The sequence below is a fragment of the Formosa sp. Hel1_33_131 genome (assembly GCF_001735745.1).
Taxonomy (GTDB): Bacteria; Bacteroidota; Bacteroidia; order Flavobacteriales; family Flavobacteriaceae; genus Hel1-33-131.
On sequence record NZ_CP017260.1, the window covers coordinates 1,844,430 to 1,870,959 of the forward strand.

22 protein-coding genes, 2 rRNA genes and 1 pseudogene are annotated in these 26,530 nt (G+C 36.5%); 2 read left to right on the forward strand and 23 right to left on the reverse strand.

All coding sequences use genetic code 11. The annotated features are described in order from the left end of the window. Positions 1–116 precede the first annotated feature (116 nt). A 23S ribosomal RNA gene (locus tag FORMB_RS08425) occupies positions 117–2,949 on the forward strand. Positions 2,950–3,087: 138 nt separating this feature from the next. Further along, positions 3,088–3,195 (forward strand): 5S ribosomal RNA (gene rrf, locus FORMB_RS08430). Between the two features lie 353 nt (positions 3,196–3,548). On the opposite strand, the gene FORMB_RS08435 is transcribed toward rrf, so the two are convergent. The 23 genes and pseudogenes from FORMB_RS08435 to FORMB_RS08550 all read right to left on the reverse strand — a co-directional run bounded on the left by FORMB_RS08435 (position 3,549) and on the right by FORMB_RS08550 (position 26,484). After that, positions 3,549–3,929: a DUF2750 domain-containing protein gene (locus FORMB_RS08435; protein WP_069677033.1), complete on the reverse strand. Its 381-nt coding sequence runs from the start codon at positions 3,927–3,929 to the stop codon at positions 3,549–3,551. A 12-nt stretch (positions 3,930–3,941) separates the two neighbouring features. Beyond that, positions 3,942–4,520, reverse strand: a complete 579-nt coding sequence (locus FORMB_RS08440; protein WP_069677034.1) for a hypothetical protein — start codon at positions 4,518–4,520, stop codon at positions 3,942–3,944. A 101-nt stretch (positions 4,521–4,621) separates the two neighbouring features. Continuing rightward, positions 4,622–5,110 carry an RDD family protein gene (locus FORMB_RS08445; protein ID WP_069677035.1) on the reverse strand — a complete coding sequence of 163 codons (489 nt, stop codon included), beginning with the start codon at positions 5,108–5,110 and terminating at the stop codon, positions 4,622–4,624. 427 nt (positions 5,111–5,537) lie between these two features. Further along, positions 5,538–7,379 (reverse strand): PLP-dependent transferase, encoded by a 1,842-nt coding sequence (locus FORMB_RS08450; protein ID WP_069677942.1) that lies wholly within the window; start codon positions 7,377–7,379, stop codon positions 5,538–5,540. 209 nt (positions 7,380–7,588) lie between these two features. Then, the gene (locus FORMB_RS08455; protein ID WP_069677036.1) at positions 7,589–8,551 is read right to left on the reverse strand and encodes a hypothetical protein; all 963 of its coding nucleotides are present in this window, start codon (positions 8,549–8,551) and stop codon (positions 7,589–7,591) included. Between the two features lie 75 nt (positions 8,552–8,626). Then, the gene (locus FORMB_RS08460; protein WP_157498109.1) at positions 8,627–9,661 is read right to left on the reverse strand and encodes an LIC11966 family surface protein; all 1,035 of its coding nucleotides are present in this window, start codon (positions 9,659–9,661) and stop codon (positions 8,627–8,629) included. A gap of 4 nt (positions 9,662–9,665) precedes the next feature. Then, a complete protein-coding gene (locus tag FORMB_RS08465) occupies positions 9,666–11,714 on the reverse strand; it encodes a carboxy terminal-processing peptidase (RefSeq protein WP_069677038.1) in 2,049 nt (682 codons plus the stop codon). A gap of 147 nt (positions 11,715–11,861) precedes the next feature. Continuing rightward, positions 11,862–12,839: a phosphatase PAP2 family protein gene (locus FORMB_RS08470; protein WP_083243943.1), complete on the reverse strand. Its 978-nt coding sequence runs from the start codon at positions 12,837–12,839 to the stop codon at positions 11,862–11,864. Between the two features lie 37 nt (positions 12,840–12,876). Beyond that, positions 12,877–13,626, reverse strand: coding sequence for a phosphatase PAP2 family protein (locus FORMB_RS08475; protein WP_069677039.1), 750 nt, complete (start codon positions 13,624–13,626; stop codon positions 12,877–12,879). 92 nt (positions 13,627–13,718) lie between these two features. Further along, positions 13,719–14,099: a hypothetical protein gene (locus FORMB_RS08480; protein WP_157498110.1), complete on the reverse strand. Its 381-nt coding sequence runs from the start codon at positions 14,097–14,099 to the stop codon at positions 13,719–13,721. A gap of 73 nt (positions 14,100–14,172) precedes the next feature. Then, positions 14,173–14,376, reverse strand: a complete 204-nt coding sequence (locus tag FORMB_RS08485; RefSeq protein ID WP_069677041.1) for a hypothetical protein — start codon at positions 14,374–14,376, stop codon at positions 14,173–14,175. 331 nt (positions 14,377–14,707) lie between these two features. Next, the gene (locus FORMB_RS08495; protein ID WP_069677043.1) at positions 14,708–15,796 is read right to left on the reverse strand and encodes a hypothetical protein; all 1,089 of its coding nucleotides are present in this window, start codon (positions 15,794–15,796) and stop codon (positions 14,708–14,710) included. Between the two features lie 6 nt (positions 15,797–15,802). Beyond that, positions 15,803–17,563: an HSP90 family protein gene (locus FORMB_RS08500; protein WP_069677044.1), complete on the reverse strand. Its 1,761-nt coding sequence runs from the start codon at positions 17,561–17,563 to the stop codon at positions 15,803–15,805. A gap of 1 nt (position 17,564) precedes the next feature. After that, complete coding sequence (locus tag FORMB_RS12865) at positions 17,565–18,056, reverse strand: VOC family protein (protein WP_335583335.1); 492 nt, start codon at positions 18,054–18,056, stop codon at positions 17,565–17,567. Positions 18,057–18,078: 22 nt separating this feature from the next. Then, positions 18,079–19,338, reverse strand: coding sequence for a T9SS type A sorting domain-containing protein (locus FORMB_RS08510; RefSeq protein ID WP_069677046.1), 1,260 nt, complete (start codon positions 19,336–19,338; stop codon positions 18,079–18,081). A gap of 58 nt (positions 19,339–19,396) precedes the next feature. Beyond that, positions 19,397–20,899 carry a hypothetical protein gene (locus FORMB_RS08515; RefSeq protein ID WP_157498112.1) on the reverse strand — a complete coding sequence of 501 codons (1,503 nt, stop codon included), beginning with the start codon at positions 20,897–20,899 and terminating at the stop codon, positions 19,397–19,399. 47 nt (positions 20,900–20,946) lie between these two features. After that, on the reverse strand, positions 20,947–21,378 hold the full coding sequence (locus tag FORMB_RS08520; protein ID WP_069677048.1) for a hypothetical protein: 432 nt from the start codon (positions 21,376–21,378) through the stop codon (positions 20,947–20,949). Between the two features lie 20 nt (positions 21,379–21,398). Beyond that, on the reverse strand, positions 21,399–22,160 hold the full coding sequence (locus tag FORMB_RS08525; RefSeq protein WP_069677049.1) for a DUF6090 family protein: 762 nt from the start codon (positions 22,158–22,160) through the stop codon (positions 21,399–21,401). Continuing rightward, positions 22,153–22,956, reverse strand: a complete 804-nt coding sequence (locus FORMB_RS08530; RefSeq protein WP_069677050.1) for a type 1 glutamine amidotransferase domain-containing protein — start codon at positions 22,954–22,956, stop codon at positions 22,153–22,155. Before FORMB_RS08530 ends, FORMB_RS08525 begins: the two co-directional genes overlap by 8 nt. Positions 22,957–22,961: 5 nt before the next feature. Beyond that, a pseudogene (locus tag FORMB_RS08535) lies at positions 22,962–23,342 on the reverse strand (DUF2200 domain-containing protein). A gap of 29 nt (positions 23,343–23,371) precedes the next feature. Beyond that, positions 23,372–24,436: a glycoside hydrolase family 113 gene (locus FORMB_RS08540; RefSeq protein ID WP_069677051.1), complete on the reverse strand. Its 1,065-nt coding sequence runs from the start codon at positions 24,434–24,436 to the stop codon at positions 23,372–23,374. A 41-nt stretch (positions 24,437–24,477) separates the two neighbouring features. Then, positions 24,478–25,599: an inorganic phosphate transporter gene (locus tag FORMB_RS08545; RefSeq protein WP_069677052.1), complete on the reverse strand. Its 1,122-nt coding sequence runs from the start codon at positions 25,597–25,599 to the stop codon at positions 24,478–24,480. A 159-nt stretch (positions 25,600–25,758) separates the two neighbouring features. After that, on the reverse strand, positions 25,759–26,484 hold the full coding sequence (locus tag FORMB_RS08550) for a diphthine--ammonia ligase (RefSeq protein ID WP_069677053.1): 726 nt from the start codon (positions 26,482–26,484) through the stop codon (positions 25,759–25,761). Positions 26,485–26,530 lie beyond the last annotated feature (46 nt).

Sequence of the window (26,530 nt, forward strand, 5' to 3'; positions counted from 1 at the left end):
TTGAAAAAGATACATGAAACATTAGATATATTTTATATATATTTAATAGAAAAAGTAAATTAAAATTGTTGCGAGCTAGCAATAATTAGAGTAAACTCATTAAAAAGACAAAAGTGCAATAAGCTAAATAAGGGCGTATGGGGAATGCCTAGGCTCTCAGAGGCGATGAAGGACGTGATAAGCTGCGAAAAGTTGCGGGGATTGGCACATACAAATTGATCCGCAAATATCCGAATGGGGCAACCCACTATATTGAAGATATAGTACACCGTAAGGTGAGCAAACCCAGGGAACTGAAACATCTAAGTACCTGGAGGAGAAGAAAACAAAAGTGATTCCGTAAGTAGCGGCGAGCGAACGCGGATTAGCCCAAACCAGTCTTGTTACGGCAAGATTGGGGTTGTAGGACCACGCTGTTGATTGTGTAATGAATTAGAATCTGTTGGAAATCAGAACCGTAGAGGGTGATAGTCCCGTATAAGTAAAGAGCATAAATCATAGTGGTATCCTGAGTAGTGCGGGACACGTGTAATCCTGTATGAATTTGCCGGGACCATCCGGTAAGGCTAAATACTCCTGAGAGACCGATAGTGAACTAGTACCGTGAGGGAAAGGTGAAAAGAACCGTGAATAACGGAGTGAAATAGATCCTGAAACCATACGCTTACAAGCGGTCGGAGCCCTTTTGGGTGACGGCGTGCCTTTTGCATAATGAGCCTACGAGTTACCGTTTCTAGCAAGGTTAAGCACTTCAGGTGCGGATCCGTAGCGAAAGCGAGTCTGAATAGGGCGTATAGTTAGTGGCGGTAGACGCGAAACCGTGTGATCTACCCATGGGCAGGTTGAAGCTGTAGTAACATACAGTGGAGGACCGAACCCGTTGACGTTGAAAAGTCTTGGGATGACCTGTGGGTAGGGGTGAAAGGCCAATCAAACTCGGAAATAGCTCGTACTCCCCGAAATGCATTTAGGTGCAGCGTATTATTAGTTTTATAGAGGTAGAGCTACTGATTGGATGCGGGGGCTTCACCGCCTACCAATTCCTGACAAACTCCGAATGCTATAAAATGATGTAATGCAGTGAGGGCATGGGTGCTAAGGTCCATGTCCGAGAGGGAAAGAACCCAGACCATCAGCTAAGGTCCCAAAATGTATGTTAAGTTGAAAAAACGAGGTTGGATTGCATAGACAGCTAGGATGTTGGCTTGGAAGCAGCCATTCATTTAAAGAGTGCGTAACAGCTCACTAGTCGAGCGATCCGGCATGGATAATAATCGGGCATAAACATACTACCGAAGCTATGGACTCCGTCCTCGGGACGAGAGTGGTAGGGGAGCATTGTAGTGTCGTCGAAGGTGAAGCGTGAGCTTTGCTGGAGAAGCTACAAAAGAAAATGTAGGCATAAGTAACGATAATGCGGGCGAGAAACCCGCACACCGAAAGACTAAGGTTTCCTCAGCTATGCTAATCAGCTGAGGGTTAGTCGGGACCTAACGCGAACCCGAAAGGGGTAGTGGATGGACAACAGGTTAATATTCCTGTACCTGCTCACGCTAAAAGTGACGGAGGCGAAAAGTTAGTGCGCACAGACGGAATTGTGCGTTGAAGCCAGTGGTAACACGGCGATAGTACACCAAAGCTTCGGCAGCGGTGATAATCTAGCAAATCGACTTCCAAGAAAAGCAAGTGAAGCAGCCCGTACCCTAAACCGACACAGGTAGTTGGGATGAGAATTCTAAGGTGCTCGAGAGATTCATGGCTAAGGAACTAGGCAAAATCGACCCGTAACTTCGGGAGAAGGGTCGCCCCCGCTTCGGCGGGGGCCGCAGTGAAGAGGTCCAGGCGACTGTTTATCAAAAACACAGGGCTCTGCTAAATCGAAAGATGATGTATAGGGCCTGACACCTGCCCGGTGCTGGAAGGTTAAGTGGAGGGGTTAGCTTCGGCGACGCTCTGAAATGAAGCCCCAGTAAACGGCGGCCGTAACTATAACGGTCCTAAGGTAGCGAAATTCCTTGTCGGGTAAGTTCCGACCTGCACGAATGGTGCAACGATCTGGACACTGTCTCAGCCATGAGCTCGGTGAAATTGTAGTATCGGTGAAGATGCCGATTACCCGCTGTGGGACGAAAAGACCCCGTGCACCTTTACTATAGCTTAGTATTGGTTTTGGATAAGTAATGTGTAGGATAGGTGGGAGACTTTGAAGCGGCGTCGCTAGGCGTTGTGGAGTCATTGTTGAAATACCACCCTTTGCTTATCTAGAGTCTAACCCCGCTTTGCGGGGGACAGTGCTTGGTGGGTAGTTTGACTGGGGTGGTCGCCTCCAAAAGAGTAACGGAGGCTTCTAAAGGTGCCCTCAGCACGCTTGGTAACCGTGCGTAGAGTGCAATGGCATAAGGGCGCTTGACTGAGAGACATACAGGTCGATCAGGTACGAAAGTAGAGCATAGTGATCCGGTGGTTCCGTATGGAAGGGCCATCGCTCAAAGGATAAAAGGTACGCCGGGGATAACAGGCTGATCTCCCCCAAGAGCTCACATCGACGGGGGGGTTTGGCACCTCGATGTCGGCTCGTCACATCCTGGGGCTGGAGAAGGTCCCAAGGGTTGGGCTGTTCGCCCATTAAAGTGGCACGCGAGCTGGGTTCAGAACGTCGTGAGACAGTTCGGTCTCTATCTACAGTGGGCGTTAGAAATTTGAGTGGATCTGTTCCTAGTACGAGAGGACCGGAATGGACTAACCTCTGGTGTACCAGTTGTTCCGCCAGGAGCATTGCTGGGTAGCTACGTTGGGAAGGGATAAGCGCTGAAAGCATATAAGCGCGAAACCCACCACAAGATGAGATTTCTTTAAAGGATCGTGGGAGATTACCACGTTGATAGGCTACAGGTGTAAAGGCAGTAATGTCATAGCCGAGTAGTACTAATAATCCATAGGCTTATTGCACGGACGTTTTTTTATATTACGTTTACTCATTATTTACTAAGACATCATGTATTTATTTTCAATATGTTAAGAAATTGTTCAGTCAGAAGGCTGAATACTGTAACGACCCTACAAATAGTAGTAAGTTACAAATAACCCTAAGGTGGTTATTGCAATGGGGCTCACCTCTTTCCATCCCGAACAGAGCAGTTAAGCCCATTAGCGCCGATGGTACTACATTTGTGGAAGAGTAGGTCACCGCCTTTTTTGAGAATCCCTAACAGAAATGTTAGGGATTTTTTGTTTTATGGAAGCTTGGAAACTAACGGTAATTAAAAATCACATACTCACTTGTTTTTTAAACCCTCACTACCACGCTAAAGCGTGGCGGCAATGGAGCACGGACTACATGTCCGCGCTAGCGGTTTTTTGGTCAGCTTTAGCTGAATTTGCTACGTGATTGTATAAGATTGGTTGCTTTGTTTAAGCAATAAAGTTAGTAAATAATTACAGACAAAGAAAATCCGCGAGGATTTTCGTAAGTAAGCAAAAAGCAAGCAATTAATTTTGTACGGTGTTACCACACGTTTTTTTCTTTCAGTTTATTATACTGTTTATATTTATTCATATTGTTGACATTCAAATATTAAGTGATTCTTAATTTCGATTGGTTTAACAACAATAGAATTCAGTTTTTGATTTGGAAATCCACCAACGAGATATTTTTCAGATTCCAATTTATCCATCCATTTTAGAAACTCTTTTAGTTCAACCATTTTCACGATACAATTTTTCCATTCAGTTTTAATTAATTCTTGTGCGAATTCCAATTCTGGCCAGATTGGAATAATCATTTCGTCATCAGTTCCACAAGTGACATAATTCCCTTTTTTGTCCGCAATCAGAAAAATCTGCTCAAAATCTGCAACTTTTCTTATGAGATATCCATACCGTTCTTTGGACTCAAGTTTGAACACACTTTGTAATTGTTTAATATGCATAAAAATTAGTTTTCAATTCAGTTTTTTATTTTTCAAAATTTCAAAACCAAAAAATCCTTTTTGAGTTTCAAATTCAACAGTTTTATAAGAATTCATTTTTTCATAAAATTTAGCATAAAATACTAATTCCTTATTTTTTCCTTCATAGTTTATTGTAAAAACTGGTTGTTTTTCGCCTGTCGAATATTTTGATCCACCTTTTATCCAAGTTCTCCTAATTATTTCATAAGATTTTTTTTCTACATTCTGTTCCGCAAAATAATAGTTTGTAAGTATAAAAATTGAACAAACTATAAAACCAAAACCACAGATATAATGCATCAATGAATAAATGTAAAGTCCAATTCCACTATATTCATAAGTTTTTCTATAATTTTTGAAGTCAATTATAAAACTAATAATTCCAATAGTTAAAACAATTCCAATTAAAATATTTACATCAATAATTGTGTTTCGATAAATAATTGTCTGCCAAACCATTAAAAATAAACCCAAAATAAAAATAGTAGGATAAAATATTTTTCGTTGTTTTTTCGTCATTTTCGGCAATGTGTGGTAACGTTTTTGTATATAGTTTGTTGCGTGTTTCAAGTACCTAATTTAGCAAATACAAACCGAATAGAAAATCCGCAGGAATTTTCCAAGTAAGCGATAACTAGCAATAAATTATATACGTTGTTACCATACGTTTTTTATTCCATTTTTTTTAATTCTGATTTTTTTACAACAATTGTATTTCCCCAAATATCTCCTAACCGTTGATTTTTATCTGTGTTTTTTATTGTTATGAATCCGATTAGTCCAAAAAAGAACATATCGATTGGGTCAAGTAAATGTCTTTTAAAAGATTGTCCAAAAGTCAGTTTTTCGTCCGTTCCGCTAAAAGTTGTATCGTCAGATGATTTTCGGATAGACACAGGTTTTAGTCCAACTAATAAATTCCCAAGTGTTGCTCCGAACCATTGCTCAAATCCGATAGTCATTATTCCCCAAAATAGCATTGGAATTAATGCAGGAAGACCATTTAAAGAAAATCCACCTTCACCGTTTGGTTCTCCAAAAGAATAGCCAAAGTAAAAAAAGAAAGCAAAGATTATAACGTAGTCAACAATTCCTGCTAAAATTCGGTCTCCAATATTTGGTTCAGTTTTAAATTTAGTAGTTAAGTTTGTTTCGTTCATCGTTTTTCTCAAATGTATGGTAACTCGTTATATGGAGAACAAACCTCCTGTTTATACGTCTCTATTTCCGGATAACAGGAACTTTTGTTCTCGTTTATCATTTTTCATTTTTTGTATTCATAACCTTAAGTTTATAGAAATTAATTCAACAACTATGCTGCTCAATTAACTTTTAAAAACATCACATACCCACATACCACTGCGTTAATCACAGTCCTATAATATCTTACTCTAAAGTTGAATTGGTTAAAATGAAGAATCAGATATGAGGTCTAAGTCTGGGATAAATGTACTAAAAATTGTTGAACTGCTTACAAAGGTCGTTGTAAGCCCGTGGTGTCTGGTCAGATTTGCGGTGTAAATTTTTCACTGCAACGTATTAACTGCTTGATTTATAGCACAAAAGAGGGGTGTTGTAGTGCCCCAATTAAATACTGGCTACAAACTCCAAAAACACTTTTTTATGTAATTCTAAATCCATCGTAGGAGACAATGAAATACGTACAATATAATCTTTGTCACCTTCTTTTGTGGTGCCTTGGGTAGAGGTGGCGGGAATGGTCCAATAGCACCCTTGTAACTGTCCATAACTCACACAAAATTTACTTTCGTTTGGGATTTTGCTAATCATTAAATTAATTAATTTAAGATTTAAACCTCTCTTGTTCGTTTCTCTTTCTGCACTAGTAGTCCCTTTGGTGGGGAGGTCTAGTGAAAACACAGAAGGGGTAAAGCCTTGCGCTGCCAAATCTTCAGACACAAAATTGATTTTTGCACTTGGTAAAGTCTCTTTTATGAAGTTGACAAAGTCTCGCGTGTTTTTATAGGCGTCCTGAATGCGTTGATTCATGGACGGCAATTGGGAGGCCAAAATTTTATATTGAAGTGCTGTTGCTTCGTTATCACAAAGTTGGAGGTGCAACTCAATCTTGCCCATCAAGGCTTCGGATTTTTTATTGCCAACAACGTAGCCCGCCGTACATTTTCCACCACTCGGAAATTTGGACCCACTGGCATACGATAGGGTACGAACGGAAGAAAGCAAGTCATCCGCTCCTAAAAAGAGAACGTTTGGACAAAAAGTTTGGTCTAAAATAAACACAGGATCGATTGCAATGTCGCCTGTTTTGGTTTTACGGACGGTACTTAATGCATTTTTTAATTGTATCAAATCAGGCACTTCCACTCTGGGGTTGGTAGGAATTTCTGCAATGATGTAAGGGATGGCGTCTTCGCTCGCAATTTTAGCTAAGATGGTTTCAATACTTTGTACCATTTCGTTGTCGCCATCTACGGGTAAATCGACCACTTCCACATTTTCAATACAGGCCGCCACGCGTCGTGCTTGGTCATTAGTACCACCATAACAGTTGGGAGGTACAATAAATTTGATCGCTTTTTTGGGATGCTTTTCTTGAGCATGGTGAATGAGCCCCATCATAATCGCGTATTGAACGGAAAGTCCACTAGAGCCCACAAGGGGTTTTGTAGGACTGTGGGTAATGGTTGTAATGCTTTCTAAAACCTGTGCTTTGCTGGTTTTTAGAGTGCTATTTGTTTCATCTGAAGTAGATCCCACTAGAGTCGATAATGCTGTCAAGCAATTGACGGGTGTCATGGCGATGGTTTCTCTTCGTCGTACATGCTGAATGTCGGATATGTAGCCTTTATTTTGGTTTCCATTTACGAGTAACACACTTCCAAGCGCTGCACTGGTTTGGAGGTAAAAATCGATGTTTGGAGAATGCTCCACCTTCCAAAGTTCTTTTTGTTGTGAGATAAAAACAGTGCTGCCTTCAAATTCAGATACGACTGTTGCATTTTCAACTTGTTTTAATTCAAATTTATAGCCATAGACACGTTTTAAGACTTCGGCATCAAAAGTGGCTGGCAACTCCCCTGTATAAACAATTTGGGTGTTTTTATGGGCTAATAAATTAGTTCTTAAAATTGCCAAAACAGGAACGGTCTGTGATGAAAAACTGATAACGTTTTCTGGGTTGAGTTGATTTAAATTGGCAATGGTCCATTCCAATACACAGGACAAAGGATGTCCTAGTCGGATGTAGTCGTAAGCGGTGGGCAAGGATTGGAGTGCCGATGGATCAGAATTATGAGTTTTATACAAGGTTTCAAACTGTTCTAAAAACTGAGTTTTGGCACCTTTTTCATCGTAAATATCCAGTCGATGGGTGGTTAGATTCAACCAATCGATTGGTAAATTTTCTAAGACTTCTTTTAGATAGTTTAGCATTTTATTCCCTTCCATAATTTTCATCTTCAAATAGAGTAGCAAGATACATCAATCCGATTTATTTTTGAAAGGGTTCTCATGAAATCTCTAAACGATATCTAGCTGTTTCTGTAATACAAAAAACCCCAAAGCTGTTGTAGCAATGGGGCTTGGTTTTGTTTTTAAATCAGAAAGAACCCTATTCTTTCGGGATGTGTTTTAGAGTGTTTTTTATTTTGGCATCTTTAATACTCTATTCGTTTAATCATATCTTCTATTTTATTTGATTCTATATTCTTTGTCAAGCCCAATTCTCTAACTTCTTTTGTCCATTTTTTTTCGTAATCTCTTCTCGCTTTGGCATTAGTAATTGGGCGATAGTAGGGTCTTGTGTCAAATGCTGATATCAAAAGTCTATTGACTTCCTCAACATTCATTTTCGGCTTTATTGGATGACTCTGCCTTTTTTCAAGACTTAATAATATGTTTTTTTGAATTTTAGGGTCTTTAGTTTCTTCTTCTTCCCTAACGGAGTTTAGTATTAAGAATTTTACTGGACTGGACTCGAGTTGAAATGCCATCAGTCTACAATGTCCATCAAGCACTACATATCCATCAATACAACTTAAATACCAGATAAGTACAGGGGGGCAGGAGTTTTCACGTAAGAGTTTACGGAACCATTTTACTCTTCCATTATCTGTCCTTGGTTTTTCTTTTAAAGCGATAAGACTTCCACCTCTTCCAAAATCCCATTCCACCCATCTTGGGTTTTCTCTATCAAACACAGTATCACTGTTATTAATAAATTCTGAAGCGTTTTCTGTTTTGTTCTCTAACGAAGATCCTATTGTTATAGTCCACAGGCCTTTTGATAAAAAGCCAGATTTTTCACTACTCAATTCTTTTGTAAAAAATCGAGCCCAATATTTATAATACATTGATTTTTTTGATTTCTCAACGTTTGGAGCGTTTATTGGACTCACCGGCATATCACTTAATTCCCAATCCATTTTATTATTTAGAACCCATACTCCCCAATATTCTGAACCAAAAGTACCCCACAAAATTGCTTGCTTTTGGTTGTATAATTTGAATCGACAGTTAATACCAGACTCTAGTTGGAATTTAGGAAAAATGTCTTCATTACCATCAACTCTCATTCCAGACCATTCATCAGAATCGTTTAATATATCTATCCAATTCATTTTTTAATTTTATAGTTTCGTATCAAGCCAGCCTCATGTAAATAGGAGTGTTGTTTTTTAAATCAGAAATAATCCCTATTCCTTCGGAATGTGTTTTGCTAAAAACCGGGAGTTAGCATCGTTTAGTCCGTTAATTAATTTACTTCGTTTGCCGTTCAATTTATTGTTTGTCGCATTGTAATTTTTTACACCTTTGTTTACTTCTTTAACTTTACTATTGAAAGCATTTACTTGTTTTTTGGTTCTTTTTCTTTGAGGTGTTTTGTCGAAGGTGTTTTTAATGCTCTCAAAATCTTCATTCAGAATGATGAAATCTGTGATTTCAGTAATTTCATTTTCGGTCTCCTCAATATAAAACTCAAACAGTTTTTGTGTGATTTTAATAAGCGAAGCATCGTTTTTATACAGCTCAACAGGTTTTAAAATTTCCAGTCCTTCCTTTGCTAATTGATTTAACGCATTCGAATTTTGCTGAATTGCGTTTACATCGTTGGTTTGTATGGCATCCATCAAGTGGGATTCATTGATACTCACTTTAAAAAAGATGAGATACATTTCTTTGTAATGCTTAAAAACCTCATTCGAAATCTTCATTTTTTTACTTAAATCCGATTCACTTTCAATAATTTCAATGTTGTTTTTAGCTGCAAACGCATAGTAATCTATTTCGTATTCCATTTGTGACTCTTCCATTTTTTTATCGGCTAATTCCTGTGCTAAAAAATACGCTTCCATATAATCGTAGGATTGCTCAGAAACGGCTTTCATGTCAATAATTTTAGCATATTCATTTTTCAATAAACTTCTGTTCAATTTCAAATGATCCAATACTTTGGTTTTAAATCCGTTTCCTCCAAACCCTTTTGCCTTGCTAATTTTTAAAATGGCTTTGTCAACAGTTTTTATAAGGGCACTTCTCCGTCTGTCAATCGTTCGATCACTTTTGCTGTGTGCCATGGCTTTGGTGTAACTCCACATGCTTTTTGTGATTTTTAACTGGTTGTCACTCACAAAATTTAGATACTCTAAAGCCGTTTTATGGGATTGCGCATGGAGTGCTGTCATTTGGATGAGTAGGAATACTGAGAGTGCAATTTTTAAATGTTTCATATTGTTAGTTGTTTAAGGGGTCTGTAAGTATGTTTGTGGCTTCTTTGATGTAGAAGTCGGTAGCGATTTCGTCTAAAATAAGAGTGTTGTGAGTGCTGTCCTCTTCATTAAATTGAATAATTTGTTGGGTAGATTTGGAGTTGGTGACTGCTAAAGTATCTGTTTTTTCTAGTTTGTTAAAAGTCATTTCTAAGTCTTCCCAGCCTCTAACAAGTTTGTCATTATGATTATAAACACCTTCTATATTTAAGCTGAAAGAAGTGTTTTTATGAAGGTTATTTTTTAAATAAAAGGCATTCATTTTTTTCAAAAACTGGAGTCCTTCAGAAGCGATTACTCTGTTTTGAGCGTTGGCTAAAATGGTGTCTTTATTTTTAAATTCTAGCGGTCGATGTTTTAAAGAAAAAGGAATGGAATCGGTTTTTAGAGTGTGGGGACTGTACTGTTCTCCAATTTCAAAATCGTCATAAAACGAAGGGAATATAACATCTGGTACCACTCCCGTAGATTGATGACTTTTGCCAGATACTCTATAAAACTTCTCGATTGTTACTTTGGTGTAACCCAGTGCTTCGTCATTCTCACTTATGGGGAGAATAACTTGCCCCGTTGCTTTGCCAAAGGAGTTGGTGCCCACAATAATGGCTCGGTTATAATCCTGCATCGCTGCCGCAAATAACTCGGAAGCAGAGGCGCTGAAACTGTTTACAATCACGACGATTGGTTTTGTAAAAATGCTTCCTCTGTTAAAATCTTTTACAGTTTCTGCATCCGTTGCTTTTTGTTTTAGAATTGTAATGGGGCCTCTATCAATAAACATTCCAACCAAATCTAAGGCCTCACCAATGGATCCTCCACCGTTAAATCGCAAGTCTAAAATTAGACCTTTAATGTGTTCTTTTTTTAATTTATAGATTTCTTTAGCGACATCATTTGCAAGTCCTTGTTTGTTGGTAGATTCAAAACTTGTATAAAAACTTGAGATTTTTACATACCCGAATTCATTATTGATTACAAATCCACGCACTGAATTTTCTTCCACTTTAGACACTGTTTTAGTCAGCTTTATATCTAGAATTTTCCCACTGTTCTTTTTAACCTTAAAAACAATGGTTTCGTGCTCACTTATGAATCCTGTAATATGTTCGTTTGAAACACAATTTAGATCCAGCGTTTCTTTTTTAGAGGATAAACCTAAGACAATATCATTGGCCTCCATTCTTTGGTCTAAAAACGCAGCACCTCCAGGTTGAATGTAAGCCACAATAATATCCCCTTTTTCGTTTTTGTCGGTTACAATTCCAAAGGATAGACTGTTACTAGAGAGCGAATTTACAAAGCTCTCTTTTTCGGAATAATTAAAAAAAGACGAATTCGGGTCTTGGTATTGAGTGATGGAATTCAAAAACCGTTCCTTGGTGAGCAGATCAATATCTTGACTTAAAAGGTCTTCTAAAAGACAGATTTCTTTTGTAATAATAGCATCCTTAATTTGAGGTTCAAATTCAGAGAAATTAGCTTTCAAATACGTCAAGGTCGAGTCTTTCTCATAGATTTTATTTAGGATGTTTAAACGAATTTTTTTAGTCCAAAATTTATCTAATCTTTTGCTGTTTTTAGCGTAAGTGTATTCTTTATCACGACGGTAAGAGATGCTGTCTAAAGATTCGTAGTCTAGCTTTTCTGTTTTTAGTTCTGATAAAAATGTAATTCTACTTTGTATTTTAGTCTTTAAAACAGTACTGTACCTATCAATAAATGAACAGTTGTTTTGATTTATAAAATCATCTAAACTGTCTTTTTCTGTATTGAAAGTTTCAATGTCCTTTTTTGTGAATATAACTTTCTCGTAGTCTAAAGACGTGATAAATAACTCAAAAACGCCTCTTGAGAAATCATCATCAATGGGTTTAGCGTTGTAATGATTTTCTTCTAAAGTGGTATTTAGAGCCGCGATTTGCTCACAAAAACGAGGTTCTTGCTGACAGGATAGAGTTTGTATTGCGAGTACACAAATCGTAAGGGAGGTCAGTAGGGATTGGGGTTTGTTCATTTTTTAAATGTTAGGGACACATATATTAAACCAAGACCCATTCACAGAAGTGTATATTATTTAAGTAAACAGATTAGTGTGAAGAAAAACGTTTGGGGCTTCGCTTCGTGAGTACGAATGTATGAAAAATAGGAATTGCTCCTACAATTAGAACCTAATATTCACACCTACCAAGGTATAGTTTCCAATTTTTGAAAAGTTATAATTGAAGTCATAAGCCGTTCGTTTTTCACCAAAAGTGGTGGTTCGGCTGTCGTGTTTTTTGATGCGTCTGTTGGCGGTAGTTTTCCCGATGACATAGCCTATCAATACAGCAATTGGATAATCGGATGCCCAATGTACTTTGCTGCTCATCATCTGAAATGCTAGGGCGGTCATCAGTGTGTATCCAACAGGTTTAATCCATTTTATTTCTGGGTAGTTTTGAGTCAAGACGGTAAAAGTAGCCATAAAAGTAGCCACGTGCCCTGAGGGCATCGCATCATAAATGGGCGTATTTGATTGGTATTCACTAAAACTAGGAAACGGTCTCCAGTTTCCGCCATTAACCCCACTGATCTCCGCTGTGTTTGGGGTTTCTCTCCCCGAAATACGTTTGATGGTTTGGGTCAAAACCCCCACGGATAATAGGGACTCTACGATTTGACTGGCAGTGCTCACAGCCCTGTAATCTTTGTTTATTTTTCCGAAAGCATACAAGCCACCGCCGATCAATAGTGAAAAGCCGCCATTGCCAACATAGTAAACCGCTGTATTGATATCCTTCGGAAAGAGCCTCACTCCAGAAGCTTTCACATAAGACCCGTCGCCAACCCAACCTATTTTTTCACCCAATTCGGTGGAGTTTTCAATGATCTTTTGATCTAACGGAAGCAGCACTAAGGTGCTTCCTACCGCAGCCCCGACTTGTAATAAGTTTTCACTTTGTATGGTGTATTTTCCAAATTGGTAAACATTATCAGGAATGTTTTTAAACATTTCAAAAAAGGTGGTTTTTGAATATTCAAATTGTAAGTTTTCATTTATCGTGTACATACTTTTGTAGGAAAGACTGTCTTTTTGTTGTCCTCGCACGCTAGAGAATACAACACACATCAACATTAGAATTTTCATTTTCAATTTCATGTACTAAATTTTAGATTTAAAAATGGTTTTTTTGTTTTCAGAAGGACATGGAAAAACCAATACCATATTCCTTCCCGTTGTAGAATGGCATCACGATTCCATCCCTGTCTTTTTTATCCTTAAAAAACGTTCTTTTCATAAACGGGTACATCCAATAGGCAACTTTGGTGCTTATAATTCCAAAGCCTGCTCCGGCAACCACGTCCGTAAACCAATGCCTGTTATTATAAATTCTTAAATAGGCAACACCAGAAGCCACCAAATATCCTGAAACGCCATACCAGATAGAAACATCTTTATATTCCTGATATAAAAATTCGGCGCCCATAAAAGCGGTGGCAGTATGCCCGGAAGGAAAGGAGGTGATGTTGGAGTCATCGGGCCGATTCACTTGTGTTAGTTTTTTCATTCCGAAAACAGTTGTTCCCATAATTATAAAGGCAGTTCCTAAAATGATGGTTCGATCTTTTAAATTATGTTTGCCTTTAATTCCGAGGGCATTTAAACCATAAACAGAAAGGGCAGGGGTGTACTGAACCATATCGCCCACCGAAAATTCTTCATTTACATGGCCATTTAATTCTTTTTTTATCTCAGAATTAAAGTTTTTGATCCCCTTATTTTCAAGTCCTATGACCCCATATCCAATGAGAGCGGTTGGGATAATGAGGGATTTATAATTAAACTTTGGGATCTGCTTTTTTGAGAGTGTATCGGTTTCTTTACTCTGTCCAAAGAGGGAAGTTGTGAGTAGGCTCACAATAATGAGTGCTTTAATTCTATTCATTTTTCGATTTGATTAGTCGCAGCGGGGGATGACGCTGGGGTATATTTAGGCGTAAATTATCTATTGGTGTGTTTCTAGTCTCTAAATTTTATTTAACATATGTACTTAAAAAGAAATTTCTTTTCAATAGCATCATACTTCACTCTCACCATAACAGTCCAAGAATTTAAGAAGCCATCTTTTTCATTTCGTTCAGTGTAATTGAATACGATAGCCACAGTACCACTATATATCGTATAATTGGGGTCTAAAGGTGCATATCCAAAAGCTGCTGCAAACCTCGATAATTCTTTAGTCCCTGCAATGTTTTTTGGGATGACTAATAATTTGTCTTGATGATAGACTTCATAAAAATTTCGTTTACCAACAGGAAAACGGTTTTCCGTCACATAATATATCTTCCAACCATAGATTGGGTCTTCAAATAATAACTTCTTGGATTTATAATTACCCATACTCGTTAGTGCAAGCATGATGAAGGCAAATACTCCGATAAAAATTAGGCTTATTTTATTTTTCAAATGTTATTTGTTTAGATGAGAAGGGTTAAGTAGTTTTAAGTTTAATTAACTCTAATGTCTCGTATTCAAGAGCTCTTTTACCTGAGCTTGTAATCAACTCAAGTTTTCTTCTTTTTATATAAATTTTGTTTTTTCCTTTCCCAATCGAATAGTTTATTTCCCCTAAATCATTAAAATCAAGGATTTGAGGTCTTGAACCAAAAGGAATCTCTTTAATTGTATAATTCAAACAGTACATATAGTTTTTTCATTAGTTGGAAAGCTTTACTGTAGATGGCAGTTTTGTTTTTTTGTCCGTCAATAATACAGGCCGTCGGAACATTGTCTGGTATTCCATCGTAAATATTTCTGCAATAAGTGGTTACAAATTTATCTATATATAATTTGTTTCGCCGCATCCAGCCCCACTTGCATGCCGGGAAACGGTGCCGACTCATCACTACTCAAATTAATTCTCCTATCATCCATTATAAAAAAGGGGGTTGAAAGTTTCGTTTTTTTTAATTCACTAATTAATTTTCGAGCTTTATTTTCAACTACTTTCCAATCAAATAAAAGTATTAATAGCTAAATGTTTCAGTAATTTTACTACTGATAAAATTGTTTTCATTGCGTTGGTCAAAAACCTTCGCTATGGTCAATGTATAATCTTTAAAATAATGTTTGAGTTCAGCAACTTTATACATATTTGAAGCTTTATATAACACAAAATCTCGATGAAAACGAATTTTAATCTGCCCTTTATTTTCCTTCTGTAAACAATCACATAAATACCAATAAGTTAGGGCAAAGTAAAAATCACTACTTAGTTCTAGAGGGCTATAGTCTTCTGAACTCGGTTTGAGAAATCTATCGGTATCTTCTTCCAATAAAGCCAAAGCTTTTGTAAACTGTCTTGCTTTAATACAATACAGAATCGGTTCATGATAAGAATCTGAATCTTTTTCCTTTTCTTTAATATATTTTTCAAACATTTTTTTTGCTAATTTGATGTTATCTGATTTCATCAAAAAAGGGAGCACGTAAGCGTAAGCTCCTATAGGTACAGAGCTACAGGTGTGTTTTTTAGTGAATAGGGGTTCACCAACTTTTAATGCTGTTTCTAAAAGTTCGGTATGACAATAAAGCTTGAACTTAGCATATATCCTACAAGCTTTACAATCAGACATATTGTTTGTGGTTTGAATCTTAGTGGCACGTTTGTAAAACCCTTTGGCTTCTTCAAGCATTCCTAACTCCAAATAGACTCTAGACTTGTATTCATAAATTACTTTTTTTGAATGGCCTTCTTTTAAATATCGCTTTTCCATGTCTTTAACTGCATCGAAAATTTGTGTTTTAGTAATGTTTGGAAAATCTGGTAAATCCATGATAACCCATTTGTATTTCCACAATAAAGAATGGTCATCTGAATATTCTGGATGTTTGTCTAATAAAGATAATAGTTGTGGAAAGATTGAAATAGAAATCAATGTATTTCCTGACCATTGAGCTGCTTTAATTAAATCGGAACCTACTTCTAATTGCAGTTCTAAATCTTTCATAGATTGTGTTAATGCATAGGCTTTCTGTAAAAGTTCCGTTCTACGAGTCGACTCATCTTTGTAATGAGAAGCTTCACCCAAAAGTTTATTTAAATCTGTTTTCATTGGTGTTTATGATTTAAGGTCAATTAAACGAACCATACTTTCTCCAATAATGTTTAATTCTTTTTTTGTAATAGGATGATGTCCCATCATTAGTGATTGAACATAAAGGATCTTGATAAATGTTTTTGTCAATTCAGCTTTCTTCTGGCGTGTTAATTTTTGGACCAATGAATTGTTATAATTTAACACCAATTGTGCTATTGCAACAGGTTCTATTTCTTTGCTCAAATTATCCATAATATTTTTCCACGGCGTATCTTCTTCGGTTTCCTGCATATCTCTTAGTATTTTCATTTGGTCATTAATATGAAACAAACACGGAATATCATCGGGAGCAAATTTTTTCAATTGAAAAGTACAATTATAGGGCAGTAAGGTCTCATTGCCCAAATCGACAAAATCGAAGAATTCATTTCGTTCCTCAAGACTTAATTCTTCAAAAATTTGAATCATATCATTGGCACTTACGGAACGTACAGGCCATTCTGGGAAACAGACACTTGCTTTTTCTAACAGTTCAATACAATAGGCATAACCGGCATTGATTAGATGTTTGTTTTGAGCAATTGCAATAGGAATGAGCTGCCTGAATTCATCAACGTTGTCAACAAAATCTATATATTTTTGTGATTCAAAAAATGTAGGAAGCGTTATGTATCCCAATGTGCTAGGAAACTCTATAAAATTAATCATCAATCGGAAAAAATCTTCATTTTCAATGGCGAGCATCTTAATGGGATTGTGATGAATACTGATGAGTTTATTGAGTTTTTCGGGACTGTGTTTTGAAAGTTCTTTCAAATAACTTTTGAGTTGCTCTCCAAAATATTCTTTTGTTTGCATTAAGTTATCATCCTCATAAAACGATTCGCGAGAGGCTGTGGGTTTTAGAGTGTTTGTATTGATGATGCAATAGGCAAATACCGCCCAGTCAGGTAGTATGCTGGCTCCACTTTCGACTACCAACATATTTTTTAAATAAATGAGGTGGTTTTTTTTTGAGGATATCCCTGTTGAATAGGGTAAGATATAAGCAACCCCTGCGTTGCTATTATCAGGGTTATAAAGTGGCACGGCATCAAAAAAATCGATCTCAAAATGCTTAGCCCCCAATTCTAGTAATTTTTCTTTGGGGGTATTATTCGCAAAAGGATTGATCTCGGCATTTATTTTATTAGATTTAGTCCCAACACTAAGCGTAGTTGGGAGGAATTGTCCGTAGTGGCGAACAATTTCTGTTAATGAATCTATTTCAAAAAAGGACGAAGGCTCTTTCGCTTTCAAATATACTTTTGTTCCTGTTTTTATCTTTTGCTTTATTTTTTTAAGGGTGTAAGTGCCATCATTTTTTCCGTGCCACTCTAATGCGTCTCCTCCTTTTGCGGATTGTGTGATTAGAACAATTTCATCAGTTACCATAAAGCAAGAGAGAATCCCGATGCCAAATTGCCCGATATAATCATTACGTTCAAAATCAATTTTTTTTTGATTTCGTTTTAATGAAGACCCTATTTTTGCCAAGAATTGATGGATTTCATCTTCGGTAAGTCCCTGACCATTATCTTCTATACAAATTTGAGGATGTTGATCGTCTTCAAAAATCTCAAAATGTATATGCCCTTGAATGTTTTCAGAGTTTTTACGCATCTGAATGGCATCTACTCCGTTTTGAATTAATTCTCGGATAAACACCTTTTCTTCACTATACAAATGATTGCCAAGGATGTCAATCATTCCTCCTAAATCTACTTGAAATGTATGTTTCATATTAACTTTTTTTCTTCTTTAGGTTCTGTTCAATTCTATTTGAACTCTTTTTAGGATTACGATTTTTTGATCTTTCATACCCTTTCGTTTTCTTTATGGATGATTTCCAGTCTAAAACTTGACGTTCAAATTTGTCCGTATCCTTAAAAGCACAAAGGTTTCCATCGGGGTCCAAAAACTTGGCGACTGTTCCCCATTCGTGCTCTTGACAATCCACTTCTATATGATGATTTTCCAAAGTATTTACGTACGCTTTAACGTTTGTGACATTCATTCTCAAGCACGTTCGTGTTCGTCTATTTTCACAAGATTCCAACGGATTTTCATCCTTAATTTCAACCATTAAATAGGCACTTCCAAACTCAAAACAAGTGAGGGTATTTGTTTTAAAGAGGACATTCAGTTCAAGAATATTTTGGTAGAATCTCACACATTTTTGATAGTTAATGGTGTACAGTATGATACCTGTTCTATCGAAGTTTATTTGTTTTATTTACGAGGGGTTTTGTAGGTTATTATCGAACAATGATTTTTTTAGTATGTACTGAATTACCATCTCCAATTTTTACAAAATAAATTCCTTTTTGAACATTGGAAATGTCTATTTCGTTTGTAGTTTGTATTGAGTTTGTTTTAGTAAGTATTTTTTCGCCAAGTATATTGAAAATTTCTATATCGGTTCTGTTGGTGGTATTATAATTAATTTTAAATTTTCCATTATTTGGATTTGGATACAATACAAATTGATTCTTATCCACAAAATCATTTTCCCCTAACGTAATTATATCCCTTTTCCAAACTCCGCAATCGGTTCCTGCAAACATTTTGGTGGAAGTAAAAGCCAATGAACGAACATTGATTTGGTTGCAAAACCAATTCCCTGAACTATCTTGAAACCCTTGATTAAATGAAGACCAGGTTATGCCGTTATCGCTCGACACTAATATTCCTTGTCCTTCAGTTCCAGCAAAAACAGTGTTTCCATCGTTAAAAACAACATAGACAGGTTTGTTTGCAAAAACACTTGTGTTTGATTGAATCCAATTGACTCCATTATTTATTGAACGATACAAGACAGGAAGACCTGAAGTATTTCCTGCATAAATAGTAGAACCGCCTACATCTAATGCATTAATATAGTCCGAAGAAGTTGGCATTGTTGATGAGGTCAAACTCCAGTTTGGACTGTTGGTTGGTGAACTCCAAACACCTTCAGCGTAAGTTCCTGCGTAAATTGTAGTTCCTTTTATTTTTAAAGACACAGTATCTAACAAGTTTGAAGATACAGTCAGGCCAGTGTTAAAAGAAGTCCAACTTGTGGTACTTAGGGTACTTAATGGGGACGCGAATACGCCATCACCAGCAGTACCTGCAAAAATAGTTATTCCATTATGAGCTAAACGTATATTTGAAGATGGGCTAATTCCACTCGGGGAAACATCCGTCCAATTCAAACCATTATCAGAGGTTTTATAGATGTGACCATTGTCTGTGCCTACAAAAATATCAGACCCATTTACAACCATAGACATGATTTGCATATTAGGAAATGCACCATTTCTTTGTACCCATGTAGTACCGTCATCACTTGAGAAATAAACACCATCACTTACCGTCCCAGCAAAAAGACTAGCTCCTATAGTTTCCATTGCCCAAATACTTCCTCCTGGCGGTGTGGTTGTCTGTGTCCACTGAGATTGTGAATTAGTTTTGTTGTTCCAGCCTAATATAACGAGCATACTTATAACGAGTGTTTTAGAGAGTTTTGTTTTCATAGTTTGAGTTTTAATAGGGGGTTAGAATTGACTGTCATGTCGGTTTGATAATAATTAGCTACTCCAAAATCATGAATGTTTTTTTTCTTTTTCCAGAGCTCATCATAATAAATTTGTTGCTTTTGTAAGTTCCGTAATAGGGATAATAATAGGCGTTGCCCTTGTTGTTTTGTATTTTGTTGTAGGACACATCACCATTAACCGCATATTCAATATCATACAATGATGAGGACTCAAACCATCCTTTTGATACTTTTGTTCTGCCATCATTCTTCTTAGTTAAGTTCTTCCCAGAATTTAAAATAACGTGTAGTTGATCGTTTTTTAAAAACACATTATAGGAAGGGGAGTTTGCTCTTTTAAACACACTTCTGCCCCAAGCTAAATCGCCATCAGAATTAAATTTTAAAATCAAAATATCGTCATAATGATACACTCTTTGAGTGTGACCACCTGTCATCATTGGTCCAGCTGAATGCACATAATGTTGTGTGACGTAAAACTCTTCGGCAATTAAGTAAGTGTCCCCATTGCTATTTTTTAGCACATAGTCTATGTCAAAATTAAAGAGCTCTTTCTTTTTTTTATTTTTTCGCTGCGCCGTTCTGTAACCATACAGATCTTCATAGACTTGCTTTGGTAAGTCTTCTGATTTTTTTGTTTTCACACTAAAGTTATCGGTATCAATCAGAAAATTACACCCCCCTTTGATCCTGCCCACATTTAATTCTGAATAAAAACCGATTAAATGCAGTTCATTATTGATATTAGAAATGCTTAAAGATTTAATATGTATTTTCTTTAAATTAAGTTTCAGTGGGGTGTTTTTAATTTTCGTTATTTTGTTTAATATAAACTGATAATTAGCTTTGCCTCCCTTTTTCTCTCCTCTCCCTTTTATAAATAACTTACCTAAGGAGTACACGTTTGCGTCGTTATCTACATATAAATCGTTGTGTTCAAAAACGCGTTTTACGCCTTCTTGATAGGCTTTTTTGAAAATTAGTTTTTCGGTTTTTGCATCAAATACTCGAATGGTATAGGAGTTTTTATTTTTTCGAATGTTATCGGTTGCAATAGCAAAATAATTACCGTTAGGGGATAAGGAAAAACTGGTGTTATGGTTTTTTCTTGAGCCAAATAAACTTTGTTTTTTTTCAACATTGGTTTTAAAGACAACAGTTTTAGTATAAGCTTTTGAGTCTAAATTTAAGGTATGGCAGTACAGGATACGCTCGTCTTTTTTTGGTGCATACACAGTAAATAATTTGAGTTGATTGTTGTAAAACAAATCGCCTACATGTTTTTCCTTTCGGTCAATTTTCACATCTTTTGAGTCTGTTTTTTTGAGCTTGACATCAAAAATGTCAAATAGAAAATTTCTTTTACTACTTCTAACAATTGCTGTTTTTCCAGAGTCTGAAGTATAGATAGCAATCACCTCGTCAGATTTAACTTTGTCTTTGTATTCTGCGCTTTCGCTTACTTTTAGGTTAGTGGCGGATTGTGCTAAGACATAATTTGAAATTGTCAATACACAAATGATGAATAGTTTTTTCATGAGTTTATGTTTATTTAGAGGGTATGTATTTCCGTTTTGAACTTTTGTTACCTCATTTCTTCTTTTTTTCTAAATACCATATTTATTCTGTATTTAGCTTGACTTCCAAAAACTTCTATGTCGTCACCTCCACCCACGCCAAGAGATCCAGCGGATGCATTATAAGAATCTACATATTCAAAGCCTAGTTTAGACATTGCATTCAGTAAATCCGTCTGATTTCTTATTTTAAGTTTTTTTCTATTTTGAAGTAATGATTCCAATTCGCTTAAAACATCAGCATACTTAGATTTTTTGTAATCAATTGAAATGTCAATTCCTCCTAAAAGTTTTGTGTTTTCAGACGTAACCACAATGTACTCTGGGAGTTGTTCTACATTAACAGAAGAACGGGTTTCTGATGTTAATTCTTGGGCTCCTAATCCAGATGAGAGGATCAGAATAATGACGAGTAATACATTTGTTTTCATTTTTTTCATAGTTTTTGTTTTTATTGTTTTTATCTCAAGTCTTTCTCAACCATTTCTAACAATACGTGAATATTTTTTTCCAATTCAACGTAAATTTCCTCATGGAGTGTGCTTCCAGTTACTAAATATATGATCAACAAATTTTCAAAATGTTGAGATTTTAAAAGTAATTTGTTGCTGTTGTTTTTTTTAGACGTAATAGCTTTTGCCCATTCTGAGAGTCCTTCGTCATCCATTAAAGTCCTGATGTCACCATGTTCTAGAATACAATTTTTAATTGCTTGCCTTATGGAGTGAAATTCCTGTTCTTCCCTCCTTACATTCGTCATAATTCCATCCCAAGATGAAATTTTATTTTTTATTTTTTTACTTGAAATATCGATGATCCCGCCGGAGTTTAATAATTCAGTAAACACTCCATTTTCGTAATTCAATACAATCTCGTTAGAAAATGCTTGATTCAATAAATGAGAAAGTTTTTTTTCATCCAACAGATGAAATTCTCTATTAATTAACCTAACAAGATTTCTTTGCCCTTCTAAAGAAAGGGTCAATTTTTTCTTTTCCAGCTCAATGATTTTGAGATTATTCGTGAGTTCATTTTTAATTGAAATCAAATATTCTTGTTCCCTTTCCTCTGTTTTGTTTTTTTCATTTATATTATTTATTTGTAGGGCAATTAATATACCAATTACAAGTAATATAATTTCTCCTATCGCATAAATAATATAGTTTGAAACTTTATTTTCAGAGACCAGTTTTTGTCGTGCTTTTCTAAGAATTTTAGTCATTTGCTTTTCTAGATATTTTTTGTTTTAATAAAACCAAGGCACTTTGCGCCGCTTCGATACCTCCTTTTTGATTTTGTCCTGTTACAATGAGATGCTTTTTATCGACGACGATGTGACTTTTGAACATATCAATCAGCCCACTTTTATATTCATAGTTTGCATTTGCATTTTTCAATTCTGTTTCAGGGTGTTTTGGTGTATTTCCGACCATTAGTTCTTTTAATTGTTTATTTGTCACTGCTGTGATGTTTACATTTTCAACCAGCGCAGACCCATCTGGTTTTGTGGCGCCAATAAAACCCAATGCTCCATGACAAACGGCTCCTAAGACTGTTTTGGAGGCGTAAGCTTGACTAATGATAAATCCTAATTTATCAGATTGTGCAAAGTCATAAGCGGCACCCCAACCTCCCGATAAAAACACAATATCATAATCCTCTATATTGATCTCCGAAATAGATTTTGAATGGCTCACCTTTTCCTGAAACACAGGGTCTTTCAAAAACCGACGGTCTTCTTTGGTGCGGACGAGGGGTTGTAGGGATAGTTTTTCTATCGGTATTTTGCCTCCTTTTATACTTGAAATGTCCACCTCCATCTGGGCGTCTAAAAATGTATAATAAGCCTCGGTCATTTCTGAGGCATACACGCCAGTGGGCTTTCCTACCTTTAATAATGTAGCGGTTTTTTGGTCAATCTTATCTAGTGTGGCTTGGCTTGTTGTGATGATGACCGCTTTATAACCTTTTAAGTTATACGCTTTTCTACTCACATTCGATTTGTGTGGTAATTTCATGTGTTTTAATTTTTATTGTTTTTTTCCACTCGTAAAACCGTCTCCATCTTACGGCCTCTCGCTAATTCATCGACTAGCTTGTCTAAATACCGCACTTTTGTGTTAATGGATTTTCGATTTCTTCAATTCTGTAACCACAAATCGCGCCCCTGATCAGTTGTGCATTTGGGTTTAAAGAAGCGTTCTGAAAGAAATCTTCAAAAGTCACCTTTTCTTTTATGAGCGTTTCTATTCTAGGTTCATCATATCCTGTCAACCAAGTAATCACCTGATGCAACTCTTCTTTGGTTCTTCTTTTTTTTTTCAACTTTTGTAACATAATGAGGATATACGGAGGCAAAAATCATGTTTGCAATCCGTGCATCATGATGGCTTGTTGTACTCATGCCGTTTGTTTTACTAGTTATATTTACGTCTATTCAAAGCCTTTTGAAATCACCCCTTCTGCGAGTTTTCCTTGGGGTGTAAAATCTAAATTCAGAGTACTATCACTCTCTGAATAATCACTTCTTAATTGCCAAATATGGACGCCTTCAAACCAGTCTTTGTCCCAAACTTGACTAAAAAATGCTTTGTAGCAATTGGCTTGTGTCTCATAAGAAACGAGGTCTTTAGGGTTGGAATAATTTTCTATCCACTCCCATGGTTTTATGGCACTGTCCGCAGTACTTTTATACCCCATCTCTGTAAAGAGAATCTTTCGATTGTATTTTTTATGAACCTGTTCTATAGAAAGGAGGTGTTTTTGCCATCCTTCAGAGATTTGTTCCACACTCGGATAGGTGTTTTTTGTCAATGGAAAATACGCTTGAATTCCGATGTAATCTAAGTCTTTCCAAAACGTAATTTTTTCAAACTCGTTTCTCCAGTTAGCAGCATAGGTGAGTTTGCCAGAATATATGTGTCTGATATCTTTTATAAGAGTCTCCCAAAATTCAGATTTCTCTGCGGTTAAGCGTGACAATTCTGTCCCAATACAAAACAATTCGACATTGTTTTTTTTAGCAATTTTAGCATAGAATAATATAAACTTTCGATAATTCTTTTGCCACAAATCCCAATTGTCTTCATTGGTTGGAAAAATATCAGAACGCCATTTTCCTTCCGAGGGGTTGTGCATCCAAATGTGGGGTTTCAGAAACACCTTTAACCCCAGTGCATGTGCAACCTGTATTTGATGACTCCAAACCGAATCTCTACGATCGAGTTCCAAACGGTTTCCTCTATGATAAACGAGATTAGGACTGTCCTCGTTTTTTTGTCCACTGTACGGAACTATCGTAATCCAATTGTAATTATTTTTCACAAAAGGCTGTAAGTTTGTAGCATTAAGAGACCCAAACACATGCGCCCCTTTTTGTTTGTCATTGGACTGATCTGAGCTGGAAATGAAACCGATTGAAAACACTATTAAAAACCCTGCGATTGCGATTTGCAAAAGGGTTCTAAATTGTGATTGTTTTACGTTTTTGCGTTTCATTTTAGATTAATTTTATTACAATATTTGTGTATTTTTCACCTTTAGGAGTTCAAAAGAATCCAGTAAACAGTGGCACTCAAAATGGCTGCAATTGGCAACGTTAACAACCATGATAATAGAATGTTTTTCACCACTTTAAAGTCTGCTTTTTTTGTCACAGTTCCTATGCCAAAAATGGAGCCTACAGATACGTGTGTTGTTGAAACGGGCAGTCCGTGAATACTGGCAGTCGTGACCAACAGCCCCGTAATCAAATTGGCTGTAAATCCTTGTCCACTATTCATTGGAGTGATCTTTTTACTCATGAGTTCTCCTACTTTTTTGGCGTTTAATAATCCGCCTAGCGCCATGGTAATTGCAACAGCACTCATTCCCCATTTAATATCTAAGGTGTTTATGACGATGAGGAGTCCCACAATCTTTGGAGTGTCATTTAATCCTCTAGCAAAACTTACAATTCCTGCACTTATGTAATGTGCGAAGTCTAACATTTTTTGCGAATTTATCCCAATGAATTCCCCACTGTAAGTTTCCATGCATTCCTTTTCATTCAAGATTTTTATAGTCTTTTGAGGCTCTGACCCTACAGTCAAGAACTCATTTGTATTTACAGTTTTTACAACGGGAATTTTTTCGGATCCAATACAAATGCAGCTCTGTTTGGTGACGCCTAGCGCAACTCTTAGTTTCCGAAAAAGAAGGTAGGCTAATAAGCTTAGTATTGCCGCCATAAGTGGACTGACAATTAAAGGCATTAAAAACGTACTCCCTAATTTAGCAAAATTAAATGCGGTTCCTACGGCAACCAAACCACTGCCAAACAAAGCGCCTACCAATGCGTGCGTTGTTGAGATAGGCATTCCAATTTTTGTAGCGATAAACACTGTTAGAGCGGCTCCTAAAGCGATTGAAATCGCAAATTCAGGAGATTGAATTAAAGTGTCTGGAACCAATCCTTTCCCAGAGAAATTCTTAACAAGTTTGCCTGCTAAAAAAATAGCTGCAATCGACCCAGCAAAAGTGGTGACTGTTGCCCAAGCTATTGCCTTTTTATAATTAGTTGTACCACTGCCAAACAAGGTTGCAACGCCTTTAAAGTTGTCATTTGCACCATTGCTATAAGCCAGAAAACAAGCGGCTATAAAAAGAATAATTAAAATCATAAGGTATATTTAAGAATGAGGGTTTGAATTAGATTAAAACGCAGGTAGTACCACACCCTTTGGGTATGAACATATCAGAGCTGCGAGTCGGAACTGTGACTCATATTTGGGCAATACGAGTCAAGGATTTAGATATAGTTTTGGTTTTGTAGTCTTCTTCTATTCTGCGATGGGTAATAAGTCACAAAACCAGAACCCAATTGTGCCATTATCAGTAAGCTGATCATCTTGTTTAGGTGCTTTATATTCTCTGAGAATTTTATCACCTATATTAAATTTTATTGGTTTTTTGAAAATTGGTCCGTCATAACAAAATGTATGAAACTCCCCATTTTCACCACAGGGATCAACGTTTTTAGGTAGGTCGTTTATGAAATCTTCGTCGATTTCTCTTCCTACGAATGACTTGTCTAACAAATCAGATTTAATACAAATGACAATAGCCTTGAAACCAAGTTTTATGAATTCATTGATTATTGTTTTTGTATCTCTTTTCCAAAGAGGGAAATGACAGCGAATGCCAAACGGTTTTAATTTTTCCTCCCTAAAAATTCTAAGATCTTCCAAATAGATATCGCCAAAACCGCAATCGGAATACCCGTCAGATTTTAATTTCATGACCGTACAACTCATGATCTGGTTATAATCTTCCATTGAAGGTTCTTCTGGCAGTTCAACAGTTGTTACAGGAATTCCAATAGATTTAATTTGTTGCTCCAATAATTCCCGTCGGAGTCCATGCATGGTCACTCGATCATGATGCGCATTTATAGAGGTAAGTAATCTTTCAATCGAATAGATTCCTTCCCTTTGCATGTGATAAAATGCCAAAGAGGCATCTTTTCCAGAGCTCCAATTAAAATATGTTTTTAGCTTTTGAGTCATGGGGGTAGCGACCTAAAGTGATTTCGGTTTTTGGTGGTAGCACCTA